We start from the raw sequence: 15,114 nt of genomic DNA, 5'->3' as shown, positions 1-15,114 counted from the left end.
ATCTATTGAATGCGTTAGTCTATCACTTTCCCCGCCTTACACACACCGTTACACTAGTCGGCAAGAAATTGCATCACTGTGAGTCTCATGAAAAAACCGCAATCTACTGGCGCTGGCCAGATTCGTATTATTGGCGGCCAATGGCGCGGCCGTAAACTGCCCGTCCCAGACAGCCCAGGCCTGCGCCCTACCACCGACCGGGTTCGTGAAACCCTGTTCAACTGGCTCGCGCCGTCAATGGTCGATGCAACCGTGTTGGACTGCTTTGCCGGAAGTGGTGCATTGGGGCTTGAGGCGTTATCGCGTTACGCCTCCCGCGCCACATTGCTGGAGATGGATCGCAACGTTTCACAGCAATTGCAAAAAAATCTTGTCACGTTGAAAGCAAATAACGCCAAAGTTGTGAACACTAACACGTTGAATTTCCTGGCGCAGCCCGGAGAACCGCACACCATCGTGTTTGTTGATCCTCCGTTCAGAAAAGGCTTATTGGACGAGACGTTAGCGTTACTTGAGAGCAACGACTGGCTGGCGGATGAAGCGCTGATTTACGTTGAAAGCGAAGTGGAAAATGGAATGCCTGCGGTACCGGCAAGCTGGTCTTTGCACCGTGAAAAGGTGGCAGGCCAGGTCGCTTACCGTCTATTTAGCCGTGAAATTTAAGGAGCGACGCAATGCTGATTAATATAGGCCGCCTGTTGATGCTGGGCGTCTGGGCGTTTTTGTTACTGAATATTTTCCACCCGTTTCCACGCCCGCTGAACATCTTTGTGAACGTTGCGCTGATCTTCACAGTGTTAATGCACGGCATGCAGTTGGCGTTGTTGAAATCGACTCAGCCGAAAGGCAGCCCGCCGCTCAGTCGCGCCCAGCAGATTAAAATTTTCATCTTCGGAGTGTTCGAGCTGTTGGTCTGGCAGAAGAAACTTCGTCAGGGCAAATAATCACTCGGGGACGAAGCCCACAAAACGCGTCCCCTTATACTGCAATGTCCCTTTGTCACCGACGCTCATTGAGTGATAAGCCTCTGGCGTCACGCGCATTTTTAGCTCCAGCCCGCCACTTTGTGGGCGAAACCAAACCTCATAACGCATTGTATCTTCTACTGGCGTAACCTGGCGTTGCCTTGAGCGCCGATCGTTGCTGGGCGTTTCACGTTTTGTTGCCACCAGCACGCTTCTTTCCATCACGGGGGCGGCATCATTTTCCGCATTCTGACGACGCTGCTGCACAAAGCGGAACGACGCGGCAACAACAATGACCGCAACGACGGCGATGAAGAAAAGGGGCATTTTACTCATAGATTTATCTCGATTTGTCAGGCACTTTTAAGAATACCCTGCTGCTCAGGACATTGTCATCTGTCGCTGTTGACCACTAGACTTAACTCAACGGTAGATTAACTAATAGAAAAAGGGACATGCCATGCTTTGGTCTTTCATCGCCGTATTCTTCTCCGGATGGCTCTACGTCGACGCCTCTTATCGTGGGCCAACCTGGCAACGCTGGGTGTTTAAACCCGTCACCCTTCTGCTGTTACTGTTGCTGGCCTGGCAAGCGCCGATGTTTAACGCCACGGGCTATTTAATTCTCGCGGGACTCGCGGCAACGCTGCTCGGCGATGCGCTGACCTTGCTGCCCACTCAGCGTATGTTGTATGCCATCGGGGCGTTTTTCCTCTCGCATCTGCTGTATACGCTCTATTTCGCCAGCCAGATGACCTTTAGTTTCTTCTGGCCGCTACCGCTGGTTTTGCTGGTTGTTGGAGCCTTGCTGGTTGCCGTTATCTGGACGCGGCTCGAAACCTTCCGCTGGCCGATTCTGACGTTTATCGGCATGACGCTGGTGATGGTTTGGCTGGCAGGCGAGCTTTACTTCTTCCTACCGACGCGTCCAAGTTTCTCCGGTTTTATCGGTGCCACGCTGTTGCTGTTAGGTAATATTGTCTGGCTGGGTAGCCACTATCGCCGCCGCTTCACAGGCGACAGCGCCATTGCCGCAGCCTGCTATTTTGCCGGGCACTTTATGATTGTTCGCGCCCTGTATATCTGACCCTCCGGGCGGTTTTTTCCGCCCATCAAATTTCCCTCTTGACTCTGGAGTCAACTCCAGAGAGTAACATGCGTAATGAGAACATTATCATTACCCAGGAGGGCGCATGCTCAACTCCCCAAAACCACCGCAATTTGCTAAAGCAAAACTCAGTCCGTTGCCGATAAAACCCGACGTATGCCACGGTAACGACTGCTGTAGCGAAGCCGTGCCTCCTGTGGAAAATGACGTGATTGCTGATACTGGCGAGCGTTATAGCTGGGTCGTCAATGGCATGGATTGCGCCGCCTGCGCACGTAAAGTCGAAAACGCCGTCAAGCAGGTTGCGGGCGTGCAGCAGGTTAAGGTGCTGTTCTCCACAGAAAAGCTACTGGTCAGCGCCGGGAGTGATATCCGCCCACAAGTTGAACAAGCGGTTAAAGCCGCGGGTTACACGCTGCGTAACAGCACCGCGCCGGCTCCGACAACATCGGCACTGCGCGAAAATCTCCCGCTCATCTTGCTGGTCGTGATGATGGCGCTAAGCTGGGGTCTTGAGCAATTCAACCACCCGTTCGGCAATATGGCGTTTATCGCCACCACGCTGGTTGGGCTATGGCCGATTGCTCGCCAGGCCGTGCGTCTGATGCGCAGCGGCAACTGGTTTGCCATCGAAACCTTAATGAGCGTCGCGGCGATTGGCGCGCTGTTTATCGGCGCAACCGCCGAAGCCGCCATGGTTCTGCTGCTGTTCTTAATTGGTGAGCGTCTGGAATCTTACGCCGCCAGCCGCGCCCGCCGTGGGGTTAGTGCGCTGATGGCGTTGAAACCAGAAGTCGCTATCCGCATTCGTAATGGTGAACGCGAAACCGTCGCGCTGGGCGATTTGCGCCCCGGCGATGTGATTGAAGTCGCGGCTGGTGGACGTTTGCCTGCCGATGGCCGCTTGCTAACGCCTTTCGCCAGCTTCGATGAAAGTGCCTTAACCGGGGAGTCGATTCCGGTCGAACGTCAGCAAGACGAAAAAGTCCCGGCAGGCAGCACCAGCGTCGACAGACTGGTTCAGCTCGAAGTCATTTCCGAACCGGGCGACAGCGCCATCGACCGCATTCTGCGTTTGATTGAAGAAGCCGATGAACGCCGCGCACCGATTGAGCGCTTTATCGATCGTTTCAGCCGCATTTATACGCCGATTATTATGGCCATCGCACTGCTCGCAGCGGTCATTCCACCATTGTTGTTCGGGCAAAGCTGGGGCGAGTGGATTTACAAAGGTCTGGCGCTATTGCTGATTGGTTGCCCGTGCGCACTGGTGATTTCTACGCCTGCGGCGATTACCTCCGGACTGGCAGCAGCGGCACGTCATGGCGCACTGATTAAAGGCGGCGCGGCACTCGAACGCCTCGGCAGAATCCAGCATATCGCCTTCGATAAAACCGGCACGCTGACCGCGGGCAAACCGCAGGTGACCGCCATTGAAGTGAATGGCGAGGTTAGCGAAAACGACCTGCTGGCGCTGGCAGCAGCCGTTGAGCAAGGTTCATCGCACCCACTGGCACAAGCGATTGTGCGTGAAGCACAAACTCGCGGTCTGACTTTACCTGAAACCAGTGCGCACCGGGCGCTGGCGGGTATTGGCGTGGAAGCGACGATTAATGGCGAAACCGTGCTGCTAAGTGCGCCGGGCAAACTTGCCGAAAACGTTCTTGATGCACGCTGGCAGGCACGGATTACCGAACTTGAAGCCAAAGGCCAGACGGTGATTACCGCTGTTGTGCAAGGCAAATTACTCGGCGTTCTGGCATTGCGCGATACCTTACGCAGCGACGCTAAAACGGCCATTGCAGCCTTGCAAAATATTGGCGTTCAAAGCGTGATGCTCACCGGCGATAACCCTCGCGCGGCGGCGGCAATCGCTCAGGAATTGGGGATGGATTATCGTGCCAGTTTGTTGCCAGCCGATAAAGTCAGCGCGGTCAATGAACTCAATGCCCGCTCACCGCTGGCGATGGTCGGCGACGGCATCAACGATGCGCCCGCCATGAAAGCGGCAACCATCGGTATCGCGATGGGCAGCGGCACCGATGTGGCACTCGAAACCGCTGACGCCGCCCTGACTCACAACCGCCTGACCGAACTCGCCAGCATGATTAGTCTGGCGCGGGCAACGCATAATAATATTCGCCAGAACATCACGATTGCGCTTGGGCTAAAAGGCATTTTCCTGGTGACAACGCTGCTGGGGATCACGGGCTTGTGGCTGGCAGTTTTAGCGGATTCCGGCGCGACGGCATTGGTTACGGCAAATGCGTTGCGGCTGCTGAGAAAACGTTAAATTGCGTACCGGCTCGGGGATTCGCAGCGAACTGATGGCGTGAAAAATGCTCACACATCACAATGGCAACTCACGGCTCCGGGTTGACTAATTGGCAACTCGGTGTTTAAATAGTTGCCAGATAGTCAACTTCAGGAAGAAGTATGCACTTAATCTCTCTAAAAGCGCTGAGCGAAGCCAGCCAACGATTTCCGCAGCATTCACAAGAACTGCTGATGCTGGCGCGGATTATTGAAAAAGGGAATTTCCCGACGCCTGAATCACTCAGGAAAATTTATCCGACACTGGATAATTTTAAGTATCTCGACAAGCACTACATCATCAATATCGCCCGCAATGAGTTGCGTGTGATCGCTCTGATTTTTTTTGAAAGCCAGAAATTCTATGTGCGCGACATCATGACGCATGCGGATTACATCAAATTTACCGAGGCCCATCGGGGAAAGAAAAGATGATTGCAGATGCACTAAAAGCCGCCGAAGCCCTGAAAGCCGCCGTGCCGTTCCTTGCCGGGAAAACAGGTGAAAAAGAGTATTTAGAAGTGCTGGAACTGGTGGAATATCTACTGGTGAATGACCCCGCCAATCCTTTGCTGGAATGGGTCAGCAATAAGATTTCTGAATATGAAAGCAATTTACCAGAGGTTATCGCATTTCGTGAGCAGATGAACGCGCTGCCACCCGGCATTGCGGTGCTACGAACCTTGATGGATCAATACGAGTTGAATCAAAACGATTTTCAGCAGGAGATTGGCAGTAAATCCATGGTTTCTCGCGTTTTACGCGGTGAGCGCCAACTCACCACAGAACATATTAGAAAGCTGGCGCAACGATTTGGTATTTCTCCGGCACTGTTTATTTAACCCTCGCCCATCCTGGATCGAGGGTTATTCAGCTTTTTAACTCGTCATTCCCAGTATATGCGGCAGCCACAACGAAACTGCCGGGATGTAAGTCACCATCGCCAGCACCACCAGCAGCATGGCGTAGAACGGCAACATGGCGCGAACCACTACCTCGATTTTCTGTTTGCTCACCGCGCTGGCAACAAACAGCACCGAACCCACCGGCGGCGTAATCAGGCCAATCCCGAGGTTGACCATCATGATCATGCCGAAATGCACCGGGTCGATGCCCAGCGAATTGGTCACCGGCAGCAATACCGGTGTCAGAATCAGGATAATCGGGGCCATATCCATCAGCGTGCCAATCAGTAGCAGCATGACGTTGAGATACATCAGGATCACGTATTTGTTATCAGACAGCGACGTGAAGAACTCCGTGATGCGTGAAGGCAACTGCATGTAGGTCATTACCGCGCCAAATGCCGCCGCAAAACCAATCAAAATCATCACGATAGAGACGGTTTTTACGGTGCGGAACATCAGCTTCGGCAGCTCGTTCCACTTGTAATCGCGGTAGATAAACATGGTGACGAAGAACGCCCAAACGCAGGCAACAGCCGCCGATTCCGTCGCGGTGAAAACCCCGGTTAGAATCCCGCCGAGGATGATAACCACCGTCATCAAGCCCCACAGCGCGTCGAAGAAAATCTTAACCGCCTGTTTGAAGGGAATGCGCTCGCCTTTTGGATAACCTCGTTTATGAGCAAAGGCCAGGCACATCGCCATCAGGCAGAAACCGAGCAATAATCCCGGCAGCACGCCTGCGATAAACAGCGTGGCGATTGACACCGTGCCGCCCGCCGCCAGCGAGTAAATCACCGAGTTATGGCTCGGCGGGATCAAAATCGCCTGCACCGATCCGCTCGCCGTAACCGCCGCCGCATATTCCCGCGGATAACCCTTTTTCTCCATTTCCGGGATCATCACACTGCCGATGGACGCGGTATCCGCCACCGACGATCCTGAAATCGCCCCGAAGAAAGTCGACGCCACGATATTCACCAGCGATAAACCGCCGCGAATAAACCCAACGAAGATGTAGGCAAAGTTAACCAGGCGGCGAGCAATGCCGCCTTCCGCCATAATCGCGCCAGCCAGGATGAAGAACGGGATCGCCAGCAGAGTGAATTTGTTCACCCCGCTGGTGATTTGAATCATGATCGCTTCCAGCGGTAAATCTATCCATAACGCGCCGACGATAGCACTTAGCCCAACGGCAAACGCCACGGGCATTCCCACCGCGAGTAGCACCGCAAGCGTTGCTAATAAAATAAATGCGTCCATGTTATCCCCTGACCTTAGCCGTGATTACCCAGCAACACTATTGGGCGGTTCTCTTGCGAGCCGAACATCAATCGTTCAACAACAAACAGAATCATCAAAATCGCGCCAATGGGCAGCGGAAGATAGGTTTGACCGGATGTGAGGATCGGGAATTCGGCAACAGGCTGTTCCCAGAGATCCGCGCACAAATAGAAGCTGTAATAAAACATCACCAGCGAAATCAGCAACATCAGCAAATCGACGACACGCGCACAAAACGCCTGCGCAGCCTGTGGCAGTCGGTCAGTCAGCATATTCACGGCGATGTGTGAACCGGCGCGGTAGCTCACCGCCGCGCCGATAAACGTGAAGGTCACCATGCAGATTATCGCCACCGGCTCCGGCCAGGACTCGCCACGGTTAAGGACATATCGTGAGAAAATCCCAATCGGAATAATGACTGTCATCACCAATAGCGACAGCCCGGCGATAACCATCGCCAGCAAATAAACTTTATCCATCAAGTCAGAGTAGCGTTGCGACATATTGCAAACCCCCACGGAACTAAAAGTTACTGAACGTCAGCAATGGCTTTCATCAGATCCTGATGCTTATCGCCGTACTCTTTACGCACCGGCTCCGTCGCTTTCACAAACCAGGATTTGTCGATTTCGTGGAACTGCACGCCACCGGCTTTCATTTTTTCCAGCGCTTGTTTGTTGTACGCATTCCACAGTTCACGCTGTTCCATTTGCGCATCACGAGCCAGTTTGAGGATTTTTTGCTGTTGGTCTGGGGTTAATTTGTCCCACTTCACTTTTGAATAAAGCAGCATTTCTGGGGTGATGAAGTGGCCGCTCAGAGTGTAGTTTTTGGCGACCGGCATGTAGTTGTGGGCAATAAAGGTTGGCGGATTGTTTTCTGCGCCGTCGATAACGCCAGTTTGCATGCCGCTATAAACTTCACTCACGCCCATCGCGACCGAGTTTGCGCCCATGTCTTTCAGCGTTGCCAGCGCGACCGGGCTGCCCTGAACGCGGATTTTCATCCCTTTCAGATCTTCAGGTTTCACCACCGGGTTTTTGGTAATCAGGTTACGCGTGCCGGAGTCCATCCAGCCGAGGAACACCAGGCGGGATTTCGGGTTGTTCGTCAGCTTGTCGCCAATCTCTTTGCCCAAATCGCCGTCGATCACTTTGTGCATATGATCTTCATCGCGGAATACATACGGCAGGGTAAAGACTTCCACATCCGGAAGGATTGCCGCAACCGGTGCCATCGAAACGCGGATGATGTCGATTGCCCCCATTTGCGCCTGTTCAATCATCTGTTTTTCGTCCCCCAGCACGCCGCTTGGGAACACTTTAATTTCTAAATCACCGTTAGTTTCTTGTTTGAGTTTTTCACCCATGTGCTGAACCGCAACTACGTTTGGATAGCCTTCAGGGTGGACGTCGGCGGCTTTAATTACTTGTGCGATTGCAGATTGCGCAAATAAAACGGACGCGGTAGACAGACATAAACCAGCAAAAGCAGGCAGAAAAGTCTTCTTCATTGTGTCGCTCCAGCAGAGGTAGGGGTAAGAAATAAAACAATGTTTTAATTTATCGTTTAAAAACTAGCCTAAGTGGAGAAAAACGTGGGTGAAGCACTTCACAAAAAGCGACAAAAAAATGAAATTGGGGTTCAACGCGGATGCAAAGAAGGTTCATAAGCCCAAAGCGGGGGAGCAAAGGGCTGGGCGGAATTACTGGCCTTTACGCAGCAAGTATTGGTAAGGCAATGATTCCACTTGTTTAGCGAGTAATTCGTGTTCCATAAAAATGCAAAAACCGGGAATGTCGCGGGTGGTTGCGGGGTCGTCAGCAATCACCAGCAGGGTTTCGCCAGGCTGCATACCGCGCACGGTTTTGCGCACCATCATTACCGGTTCCGGGCAACGAAGGCCCAACGCATCAAGCGTATGGTCAGGATTAGAGAAAAGATCGGTCATCAGCTGTCTCGGATTTAACAAACCGCGATAGTTTACGCGCGGTAAAATCTCGCGCAAGTGACGTGAACGATTGCGCTAAAATTAACCATTGCAATGGCGGGCTAAAGCAGTATCATCGCCACCGCTTTAAAAATCAGGGTTCCCTCACCCCTTTCACTAAAAAGGCTACAAAATGACGCAGTTCAATTCTATGCAGCGCACTAAAGCGCTGTTCTGGCTATCGCTATTCCATTTGCTGGTGATCACTTCCAGCAACTATCTGGTGCAATTACCGGTCGCGGTTTTTGGGTTCCACACCACCTGGGGCGCGTTCAGCTTTCCGTTTATTTTCCTCGCAACCGACCTGACGGTACGCATTTTTGGTGCACCTTTGGCTCGCCGCATTATTTTTGCCGTGATGCTCCCCGCGCTGGTGATTTCCTACGCCATTTCCGCACTGTTTTATATGGGCACCTGGCAAGGATTCGAAGCGCTGCTGCACTTTAACCTCTTCGTTGCGCGTATCGCTGTCGCCAGCTTTATGGCTTATGCGTTGGGGCAGATTCTCGATGTGCATGTGTTTAACCGCCTCCGCCAGAGCCGTTACTGGTGGCTCGCGCCGACCGCATCAACACTTTTCGGTAACATCAGCGACACGCTTTCCTTCTTCTTCATCGCTTTCTGGCGCAGCCCGGATGCCTTTATGGCGCAGCATTGGGTCGAAATCGCGGTCGTGGATTACTGCTTCAAAGTGTTAATCAGCATTGTATTCTTCCTGCCAATGTACGGCGTGTTGCTGAATATGTTGTTGAAACGGCTGGCAGATAAGTCTGAAAACTCAGCGTTACAGCCCGGTTGACGGTGGTTGAATTATCTTGTGATAAGATGATGAGATCGGCCGCAAAGGCTTGCTAACGTAAAGGAAGAAGTCATGGGTAACCTGGTAAAATATGTCGGTATTGGCCTGCTGGTATTGGGCCTGGCCGCTTGCGATAACAACGACAGCAAAACGGCCACAACAAACAACGCGGCGGAAAGTAGCGCGGCGGGTCAGCCGGTTAGCCTGTTAGACGGGAAAATTAGCTTTGCACTGCCTGCCGATATGACTGACCAGAGCGGTAAAGTTGGGACTCAGGCAAACAATATGCACGTTTATTCTGATGCATCCGGTCAGAAAGCGGTGATTGTGATTGTGGGTGATAACACGCCTGACGACCTGGCTGCACTGGCAAAACGTCTTGAAGATCAACAGCGCGCTCGTGACCCACAGCTGCAAGTCGTGACCAATAAATCCGTTGAGATTAAAGGCCACACACTGCAACAGCTCGACAGCGTTATCTCAGCCAAAGGCCAGACCGCTTATTCGTCTGTTATCCTGGGTAAAGTGGATAACCAACTGTTAACCATGCAGATCACGCTGCCTGCGGATAATCAGCAACTGGCGCAAACCGCCGCTGAGAACATCATTAACACCATCACTATCAAATAATTAAGATTGTGATGATGACGCGGCCTCCGGTTCTTCAACCGGGGGCCGTTTTTTTAGCTGCCTCGCCATCAAAAATGCGATACAAACCAATACCGCCGCTGAAAGATAAATCACCGAAACACCCGCGTATGCCATCACAAACCCAGCCAATGGCCCGGTAATCCCCAGCGATAAATCCATAAACACCGTGTAGGTCGCCAGTGCGCTGCCCTGATTTTGCTGCGGCACCATTTTCACCGCCACCACGCCCAATGCCGGGAACACCAGAGAGAAACCGGCGCCCGTCAGGAAAGTGCCCACTTTTGCCATCCACGGTTCAGCCGCAAAGCCCACCAGCAGCAAGCCGATAATCTCGACTGCAAAGCAAATCATCGCCACGTTCAGGCCGCCAAGCCGGTTAATGCCGTTCGGGAAAAGTAAGCGAGCGCCCACAAACGCGCAGCTAAACAGGGTTAATGCGAAGGCCGCGCCGTCCCAGCCTTTGGCGTCATAAAATAGCGTAATGAACGTGGCGATAACGCCGAAACCGGCTGATGCCAGCGCAAGTGCCATGCCGTAAGGCCAGACGCGCCCGAGCACTGCGCGGAACGGCAGCGGTTTGCCTTTGCTGGCTTTCACCGCCGGGCGCGGAAGTGCGAGCAGTATCGCAATCAGCGCCACCGCCATAATGATTCCCGCCAGTAATTTCAGCCCACCGAGATGATAGAACAGCACGCCGAGCGGTGCGCCCATCGCCATCGCGCCATAAGTGACGATGCCATTCCACGAGATCACGCGCCCGATGTGTAGCGAACCAACAACGCCCACGCCCCACAGCGTTGAGCCGGTTCCGGCAAAGCTTTGCCCAATCCCCAGAATCACGCGCCCCAGGCACAGCAACACCAGGCTAATCAACGGCCACGTGCTGCCAAACGCCGCCAGCATGTAACTCACGCCACTCAGGAAGCAGCCGCACAAACCGAAGATGACGATTTTTTTCGGGCCGAGAATATCCGCATAACGCCCGGCATGTGGGCGGCTGAGCAGCGTGGCGAAATATTGCAGACTGATCACCAGCCCCGCCCAAAACGCGCTGTATCCCATCACGTCATGAACGTAACCGGGCAATACCGCAAGCGGCAGGCCAATCGTCATGTAGCTGGCAAAATTGAACATCACGACAGAGACAATCTGTAGATTGAGTCGGAAACTGCTTGTTGCGGGCGCGGGGGTGAGATCAGGCATGGTCATTCACTTTTAAAACAGCGTTCCCAAGTATATACACGGAAGGATTCACATTTCAGCAACAGACTTTCAGACTCGCCCTGCAAGTGAGAAATAAACGAAGCGCTACACTATAAAGATCCCTCGTATACAGGATTTTTCCATGCTTGCTCCAGAACCCGATAAAACCGGGCTGCATATTCTTATCAAACTTTCAGCGCTGGTGATTATTCTGGCCGGTATTCATGCCGCCGCAGATATTATCGTGCAGCTGCTGATGGCGCTCTTTTTTGCCATTGTGCTTAACCCGCTGGTGACCTGGTTGCTTCGCCGGGGAGTGAATCGTCCGTTGGCTATTTCGATGGTCGTGTTTGCCATGTTAGTGCTGCTGACCATGCTGTTTGGTGTGCTGGCGGCGTCGATGAGTGACTTCATTGATTTGCTGCCGAAATACAACAAGATGCTGACGCAAAAGGTGTTTGAAATAGAAAAGATGCTGCCGTTTATGCATCTGCGATTATCGCCCGAGCGCATGTTGCAGCGCATGGATTCCGAGAAAGTCATGTCGTATGCCACAACACTGATGACCGGCCTTTCCGGGGCGATGGCCAGCATTCTGCTGCTGGTGATGACCGTGGTATTTATGTTGTTCGAGGTGCGCCACGTTCCGTACAAACTGCGTTTTGCCCTTTCTAACCCGAAAGTTCACATCGCCAGTTTGCACCGCGCATTAAAAGGCGTAACGCATTATCTGGCGCTGAAAACTTTAATCAGCCTGTGGACGGGGCTGATTATCTGGCTGGGCCTCGAATTACTGGGCGTACAGTTTGCGCTGATGTGGGGCGTGCTCGGCTTCTTGCTCAATTACATTCCCAATATCGGCTCAGTGATTTCCGCCATTCCGCCAATGATTCAGGCATTTTTGTTCAACGGCACATACGAAATGGTGCTGGTTGGCGTGCTGTTCCTGGTCGTCCATATGGTGCTGGGGAATATCCTTGAGCCGCGCATGATGGGTCGCGGCCTGGGAATGTCGACGTTTGTGGTCTTCCTGTCGTTACTGTTCTGGGGATGGCTGCTCGGCCCGGTGGGCATGTTGCTTTCCGTTCCGCTCACCAGCGTGTGTAAAATTCTGATGGAAACCACCAAAGGCGGCGCGAAACTGGCGGTATTACTTGGCCCTGGGCGTCCCAAATCCAGGCTGCCGGGATAGGTTCGGCATTCACCCGGTGGTAAGTTAAGGTTCTTCCAGGGAAAAGAAAACGGAGTTACAGACCCATGACGAACATTACCCTTACCACCATCAAGCAGCCTGAAATCTACCTCAACGTGCCGAGCGTTGTGTTAAATGACCAGACGATTGAACAGCGCTTGCGCAAAGTTTTGCAGGGAATGGCGCGGCAGAATCTTGATGCGTTAGTGGTTTACGCCGACAAAGAACACGGCGGCAACTTTGAATATCTCACCGGTTTTATCCCGCGCTTTGAAGAAGGTTTACTGGTACTGCACAAAAGCGGCGAGGCGGTGCTGGTGCTCGGCAATGAAAACCTCAAGCTCGCGCAGTATTCCAGAATCTCAGCCAGCGAGGTTCACGCGCCGTGGTTTTCGCTGCCCAATCAGCCGATGGACACCACGCTTTCCCTGCACCAAGTGTTGAAACAAGCCGGGCTGGGCGGGCAACAGCGCGTCGGTATCGCGGGCTGGAAGCTGTTCACCGGCAGCTACGATAACAACGTGTCACTGTTCGATATCCCAACTTTTATTTTCCAGGCACTTCAATCCGCGCTCACCAGTAATTGCCAACTGCTGAATGCGACCGGGCTGTTTATCTCCCCGCGCGAGGGCGCTCGCATAATTAATAACGCCAATGAAATCGCTCATTACGAATACGGTGCCAATCTGGCATCAGGTGCGGCACTGACCGCTCTTAACGCCATTGAAGTGGGTAAATCAGAAAAGGCGATTGCCGCCCTGCTGGCTGCTGAAGGGCAAGCCAATAACGTCGTCACCATTGCCGCCACAGGCGATCGCTTTGAAAACGCCAACCTTTATCCTTCCGATAAACAAATCCAAAAAGGCGATAAATTCTCGTTAACCGTCAGCTATAAAGGCGGTTTAACCAGCCGCGCGGCGTATGTGGTTAGCAACGCTGATGAGCTTAATCCAGAGGTTAAAGATTACGTCGACGTGGTGGCGATTCCTTATTATCGCGCGGTGGTCGCCTGGCTTGAGAATATGCGTGTTGGCGTGAAGGGCCATGAAGTTTACGACCTGATTGAGCGCGTATTGCCGAAAGCGGAGTACCACTGGCACCTGAATCCAGGGCATTTAGTGGCTGATGAAGAGTGGTTATGCTCGCCGATTTTTCCGGCTTCCGATATTCCTTTAGCCAGCGGAATGCTGCTGCAAATCGACATTATTCCGTCACGCAAAGGCTACGCCGGAGCCAGCATTGAAGACACCGTTGCGCTGGCAGACGAAGCGCTTCGCGAGCAGATCAAAACCGATTATCCCGCACTTTGGCAGCGTATTAGCGCACGTCGGGAATACATCCGCGACGTGCTGCATATTCAATTACCTGAAGATGTGCTGCCGCTGTCTAACACCGTGGGGTATTTGCGGCCTTATCTGCTGAACAAGGATTTGGCGCTAGTTTGCAGACTTAAACCTGATGCTGCCTGACCTGAGCTGAATTATTCAGCCGCCTGATGGATGGTGTGAAACTGGCGGCCATCGTCGCCAGCAACACGGCCAGCGCGCAAGCCAGTAACACTTTTTCATTGCCGTAGTGCATCGCCAGCGGGCCTGCGGCAAGCTCGCCAATCGGAATTGCCACGAACGAACCTAACGCGTCATAAGCGTAAACCCGCGCCAGTTTTTCTGGCGGAATATGGGTTTGCAATGACTGCGCCCACGCCACACCGAACAACCCGAAACCGATTCCTGCGACAAAGAATGCTGCCATTAAAAGCGATGTCGATGGCACGACAGCAAGAACCACAATCGGCCCGGCGCAAAATACGGTCAATATCGTGCCGATGAATAAGTCGCGGCGAGGCCGCCAGCGCAGCGCAATAACAGAGCCGATAATCAAGCCCGCACTTTGTGCCGCAATCGCCATTCCCCAACCCGCACGGCCAAATGTGGTATCGGCTACCACCGGACCGAGCACCATCATCACGCCGCTAAAGGCCGCATTCACGATAGTAAATTGCACGACGATCGCCCAAACCCAGGAGCGAGAAATAAACTCTGTCCAGCCGTCTTTCAAGTCCTGCAAGATGTTGGATTGCGTGCCTTGCGGCTGTATTGAATGGGTGCGAATCATCAAATAAAGCGGTGCGGATGCGGCAAAACCCAGGGCATCGACAGCGAGTCCCCAGCCCGGCCCCAGCACGCTGATGAGCACGCCGCCTAACGATGCGCCAATCACCGTTCCGCCGTAAATCCCAAGCTGAACCAGGGCATTCGCTTCACGCAATGAATGCACCGGAACGGTTTGCGGAACCATGGATTGCGAAGCCGGTAATGATGCTCCCGCCGCCGCGCCGTTTATCGCGCCAAGCACCGCCAGCAGTGCAATCGTCGCCGAGCCATCCAGCACCAGACCCGCCACAATGCCCTGCGAAACGGCAGCAATCACAGATGAATAAAGCAGAACTTTGCTTCGCGAGTAGCGGTCGGCGAGAACCCCGCCAATCAGCAGAAAGGCGACGTTAAAAATTGAACGTGCGGCAATCACAATGCCTAAATCAGCAGCCGTTCCGCCCATATCGAGCACCGCAAAGGCCAGCGCAATCGGCGCAATTCCATTGCCCAGAACGGTAAGAAGACGTGCGAAAAACAGATTACGGAACGACGCATAGTGAAACGCGCGCTTTGAAGATATTGCGGTCGCTTCACTGCTCATTATTTAA

At 53.2% G+C, this 15,114-nt stretch carries 17 protein-coding genes; 10 read left to right on the top strand and 7 right to left on the bottom strand.

Annotated features, from left to right (window positions below):
- Nucleotides 1–87: 87 nt before the first annotated feature.
- Entirely contained in the window at nucleotides 88–663 is a 576-nt protein-coding gene (gene rsmD, locus D6029_RS18030) for a 16S rRNA (guanine(966)-N(2))-methyltransferase (protein ID WP_120066116.1), read from the top strand.
- 11 nt (nucleotides 664–674) lie between these two features.
- Nucleotides 675–944 (top strand): DUF1145 family protein, encoded by a 270-nt coding sequence (locus D6029_RS18025; RefSeq protein ID WP_034460527.1) that lies wholly within the window; start codon nucleotides 675–677, stop codon nucleotides 942–944.
- Here D6029_RS18025 and D6029_RS18020 read toward each other — a convergent pair whose 3' ends face one another.
- Entirely contained in the window at nucleotides 945–1,301 is a 357-nt protein-coding gene (locus D6029_RS18020; RefSeq protein ID WP_120066115.1) for a DUF2500 domain-containing protein, read from the bottom strand. It abuts the gene before it with no gap.
- A gap of 124 nt (nucleotides 1,302–1,425) precedes the next feature.
- On the opposite strand from D6029_RS18020, the gene D6029_RS18015 reads away from it, so the two are divergent.
- From D6029_RS18015 to D6029_RS18000, 4 genes are all read left to right on the top strand, one after another.
- Nucleotides 1,426–2,052, top strand: coding sequence for a lysoplasmalogenase (locus tag D6029_RS18015; protein ID WP_120066114.1), 627 nt, complete (start codon nucleotides 1,426–1,428; stop codon nucleotides 2,050–2,052).
- Nucleotides 2,053–2,158: 106 nt separating this feature from the next.
- Nucleotides 2,159–4,366, top strand: a complete 2,208-nt coding sequence (gene zntA, locus D6029_RS18010; RefSeq protein ID WP_120066113.1) for a Zn(II)/Cd(II)/Pb(II) translocating P-type ATPase ZntA — start codon at nucleotides 2,159–2,161, stop codon at nucleotides 4,364–4,366.
- A gap of 143 nt (nucleotides 4,367–4,509) precedes the next feature.
- Entirely contained in the window at nucleotides 4,510–4,821 is a 312-nt protein-coding gene (locus tag D6029_RS18005) for a type II toxin-antitoxin system HigB family toxin (RefSeq protein ID WP_120066112.1), read from the top strand.
- Nucleotides 4,818–5,228: a helix-turn-helix domain-containing protein gene (locus D6029_RS18000; RefSeq protein WP_120066111.1), complete on the top strand. Its 411-nt coding sequence runs from the start codon at nucleotides 4,818–4,820 to the stop codon at nucleotides 5,226–5,228. Before D6029_RS18005 ends, D6029_RS18000 begins: the two co-directional genes overlap by 4 nt.
- A 36-nt stretch (nucleotides 5,229–5,264) precedes the next feature.
- Here D6029_RS18000 and D6029_RS17995 read toward each other — a convergent pair whose 3' ends face one another.
- The 4 genes from D6029_RS17995 to tusA all read right to left on the bottom strand — a co-directional run bounded on the left by D6029_RS17995 (nucleotide 5,265) and on the right by tusA (nucleotide 8,526).
- A complete protein-coding gene (locus D6029_RS17995) occupies nucleotides 5,265–6,554 on the bottom strand; it encodes a TRAP transporter large permease (protein WP_120066110.1) in 1,290 nt (429 codons plus the stop codon).
- Nucleotides 6,555–6,568: 14 nt separating this feature from the next.
- A complete protein-coding gene (locus tag D6029_RS17990) occupies nucleotides 6,569–7,078 on the bottom strand; it encodes a TRAP transporter small permease (protein ID WP_120066109.1) in 510 nt (169 codons plus the stop codon).
- Nucleotides 7,079–7,104: 26 nt separating this feature from the next.
- A complete protein-coding gene (locus D6029_RS17985; protein ID WP_120066108.1) occupies nucleotides 7,105–8,088 on the bottom strand; it encodes a TRAP transporter substrate-binding protein in 984 nt (327 codons plus the stop codon).
- Nucleotides 8,089–8,280: 192 nt separating this feature from the next.
- Complete coding sequence (tusA, locus tag D6029_RS17980) at nucleotides 8,281–8,526, bottom strand: sulfurtransferase TusA (RefSeq protein WP_120066107.1); 246 nt, start codon at nucleotides 8,524–8,526, stop codon at nucleotides 8,281–8,283.
- A gap of 172 nt (nucleotides 8,527–8,698) precedes the next feature.
- On the opposite strand from tusA, the gene D6029_RS17975 reads away from it, so the two are divergent.
- Entirely contained in the window at nucleotides 8,699–9,364 is a 666-nt protein-coding gene (locus D6029_RS17975; RefSeq protein ID WP_120066106.1) for a 7-cyano-7-deazaguanine/7-aminomethyl-7-deazaguanine transporter, read from the top strand.
- A gap of 72 nt (nucleotides 9,365–9,436) precedes the next feature.
- Nucleotides 9,437–9,994, top strand: a complete 558-nt coding sequence (locus D6029_RS17970) for a DcrB family lipoprotein (RefSeq protein WP_120066105.1) — start codon at nucleotides 9,437–9,439, stop codon at nucleotides 9,992–9,994.
- Here the strand turns inward: D6029_RS17970 and D6029_RS17965 are convergent, their stop codons facing one another.
- A complete protein-coding gene (locus tag D6029_RS17965; protein WP_120066104.1) occupies nucleotides 9,995–11,218 on the bottom strand; it encodes an MFS transporter in 1,224 nt (407 codons plus the stop codon). It abuts the gene before it with no gap.
- A 142-nt stretch (nucleotides 11,219–11,360) separates the two neighbouring features.
- On the opposite strand from D6029_RS17965, the gene D6029_RS17960 reads away from it, so the two are divergent.
- Nucleotides 11,361–12,410 carry an AI-2E family transporter gene (locus tag D6029_RS17960; RefSeq protein WP_120066103.1) on the top strand — a complete coding sequence of 350 codons (1,050 nt, stop codon included), beginning with the start codon at nucleotides 11,361–11,363 and terminating at the stop codon, nucleotides 12,408–12,410.
- 65 nt (nucleotides 12,411–12,475) lie between these two features.
- Nucleotides 12,476–13,879: a M24 family metallopeptidase gene (locus tag D6029_RS17955; protein ID WP_120066102.1), complete on the top strand. Its 1,404-nt coding sequence runs from the start codon at nucleotides 12,476–12,478 to the stop codon at nucleotides 13,877–13,879.
- On the opposite strand, the gene D6029_RS17950 is transcribed toward D6029_RS17955, so the two are convergent.
- The gene (locus D6029_RS17950; protein ID WP_120066101.1) at nucleotides 13,860–15,107 is read right to left on the bottom strand and encodes an MFS transporter; all 1,248 of its coding nucleotides are present in this window, start codon (nucleotides 15,105–15,107) and stop codon (nucleotides 13,860–13,862) included. The genes D6029_RS17955 and D6029_RS17950 overlap by 20 nt on opposite strands.
- Nucleotides 15,108–15,114: the final 7 nt, after the last annotated feature.

The sequence above is a fragment of the Buttiauxella izardii genome (assembly GCF_003601925.1).
GTDB lineage: Bacteria > Pseudomonadota > Gammaproteobacteria > Enterobacterales > Enterobacteriaceae > Buttiauxella > Buttiauxella izardii.
The sequence above is the reverse complement of the archived record's forward strand: the minus strand, read 5'-3'. Positions and strand labels throughout refer to the sequence as shown.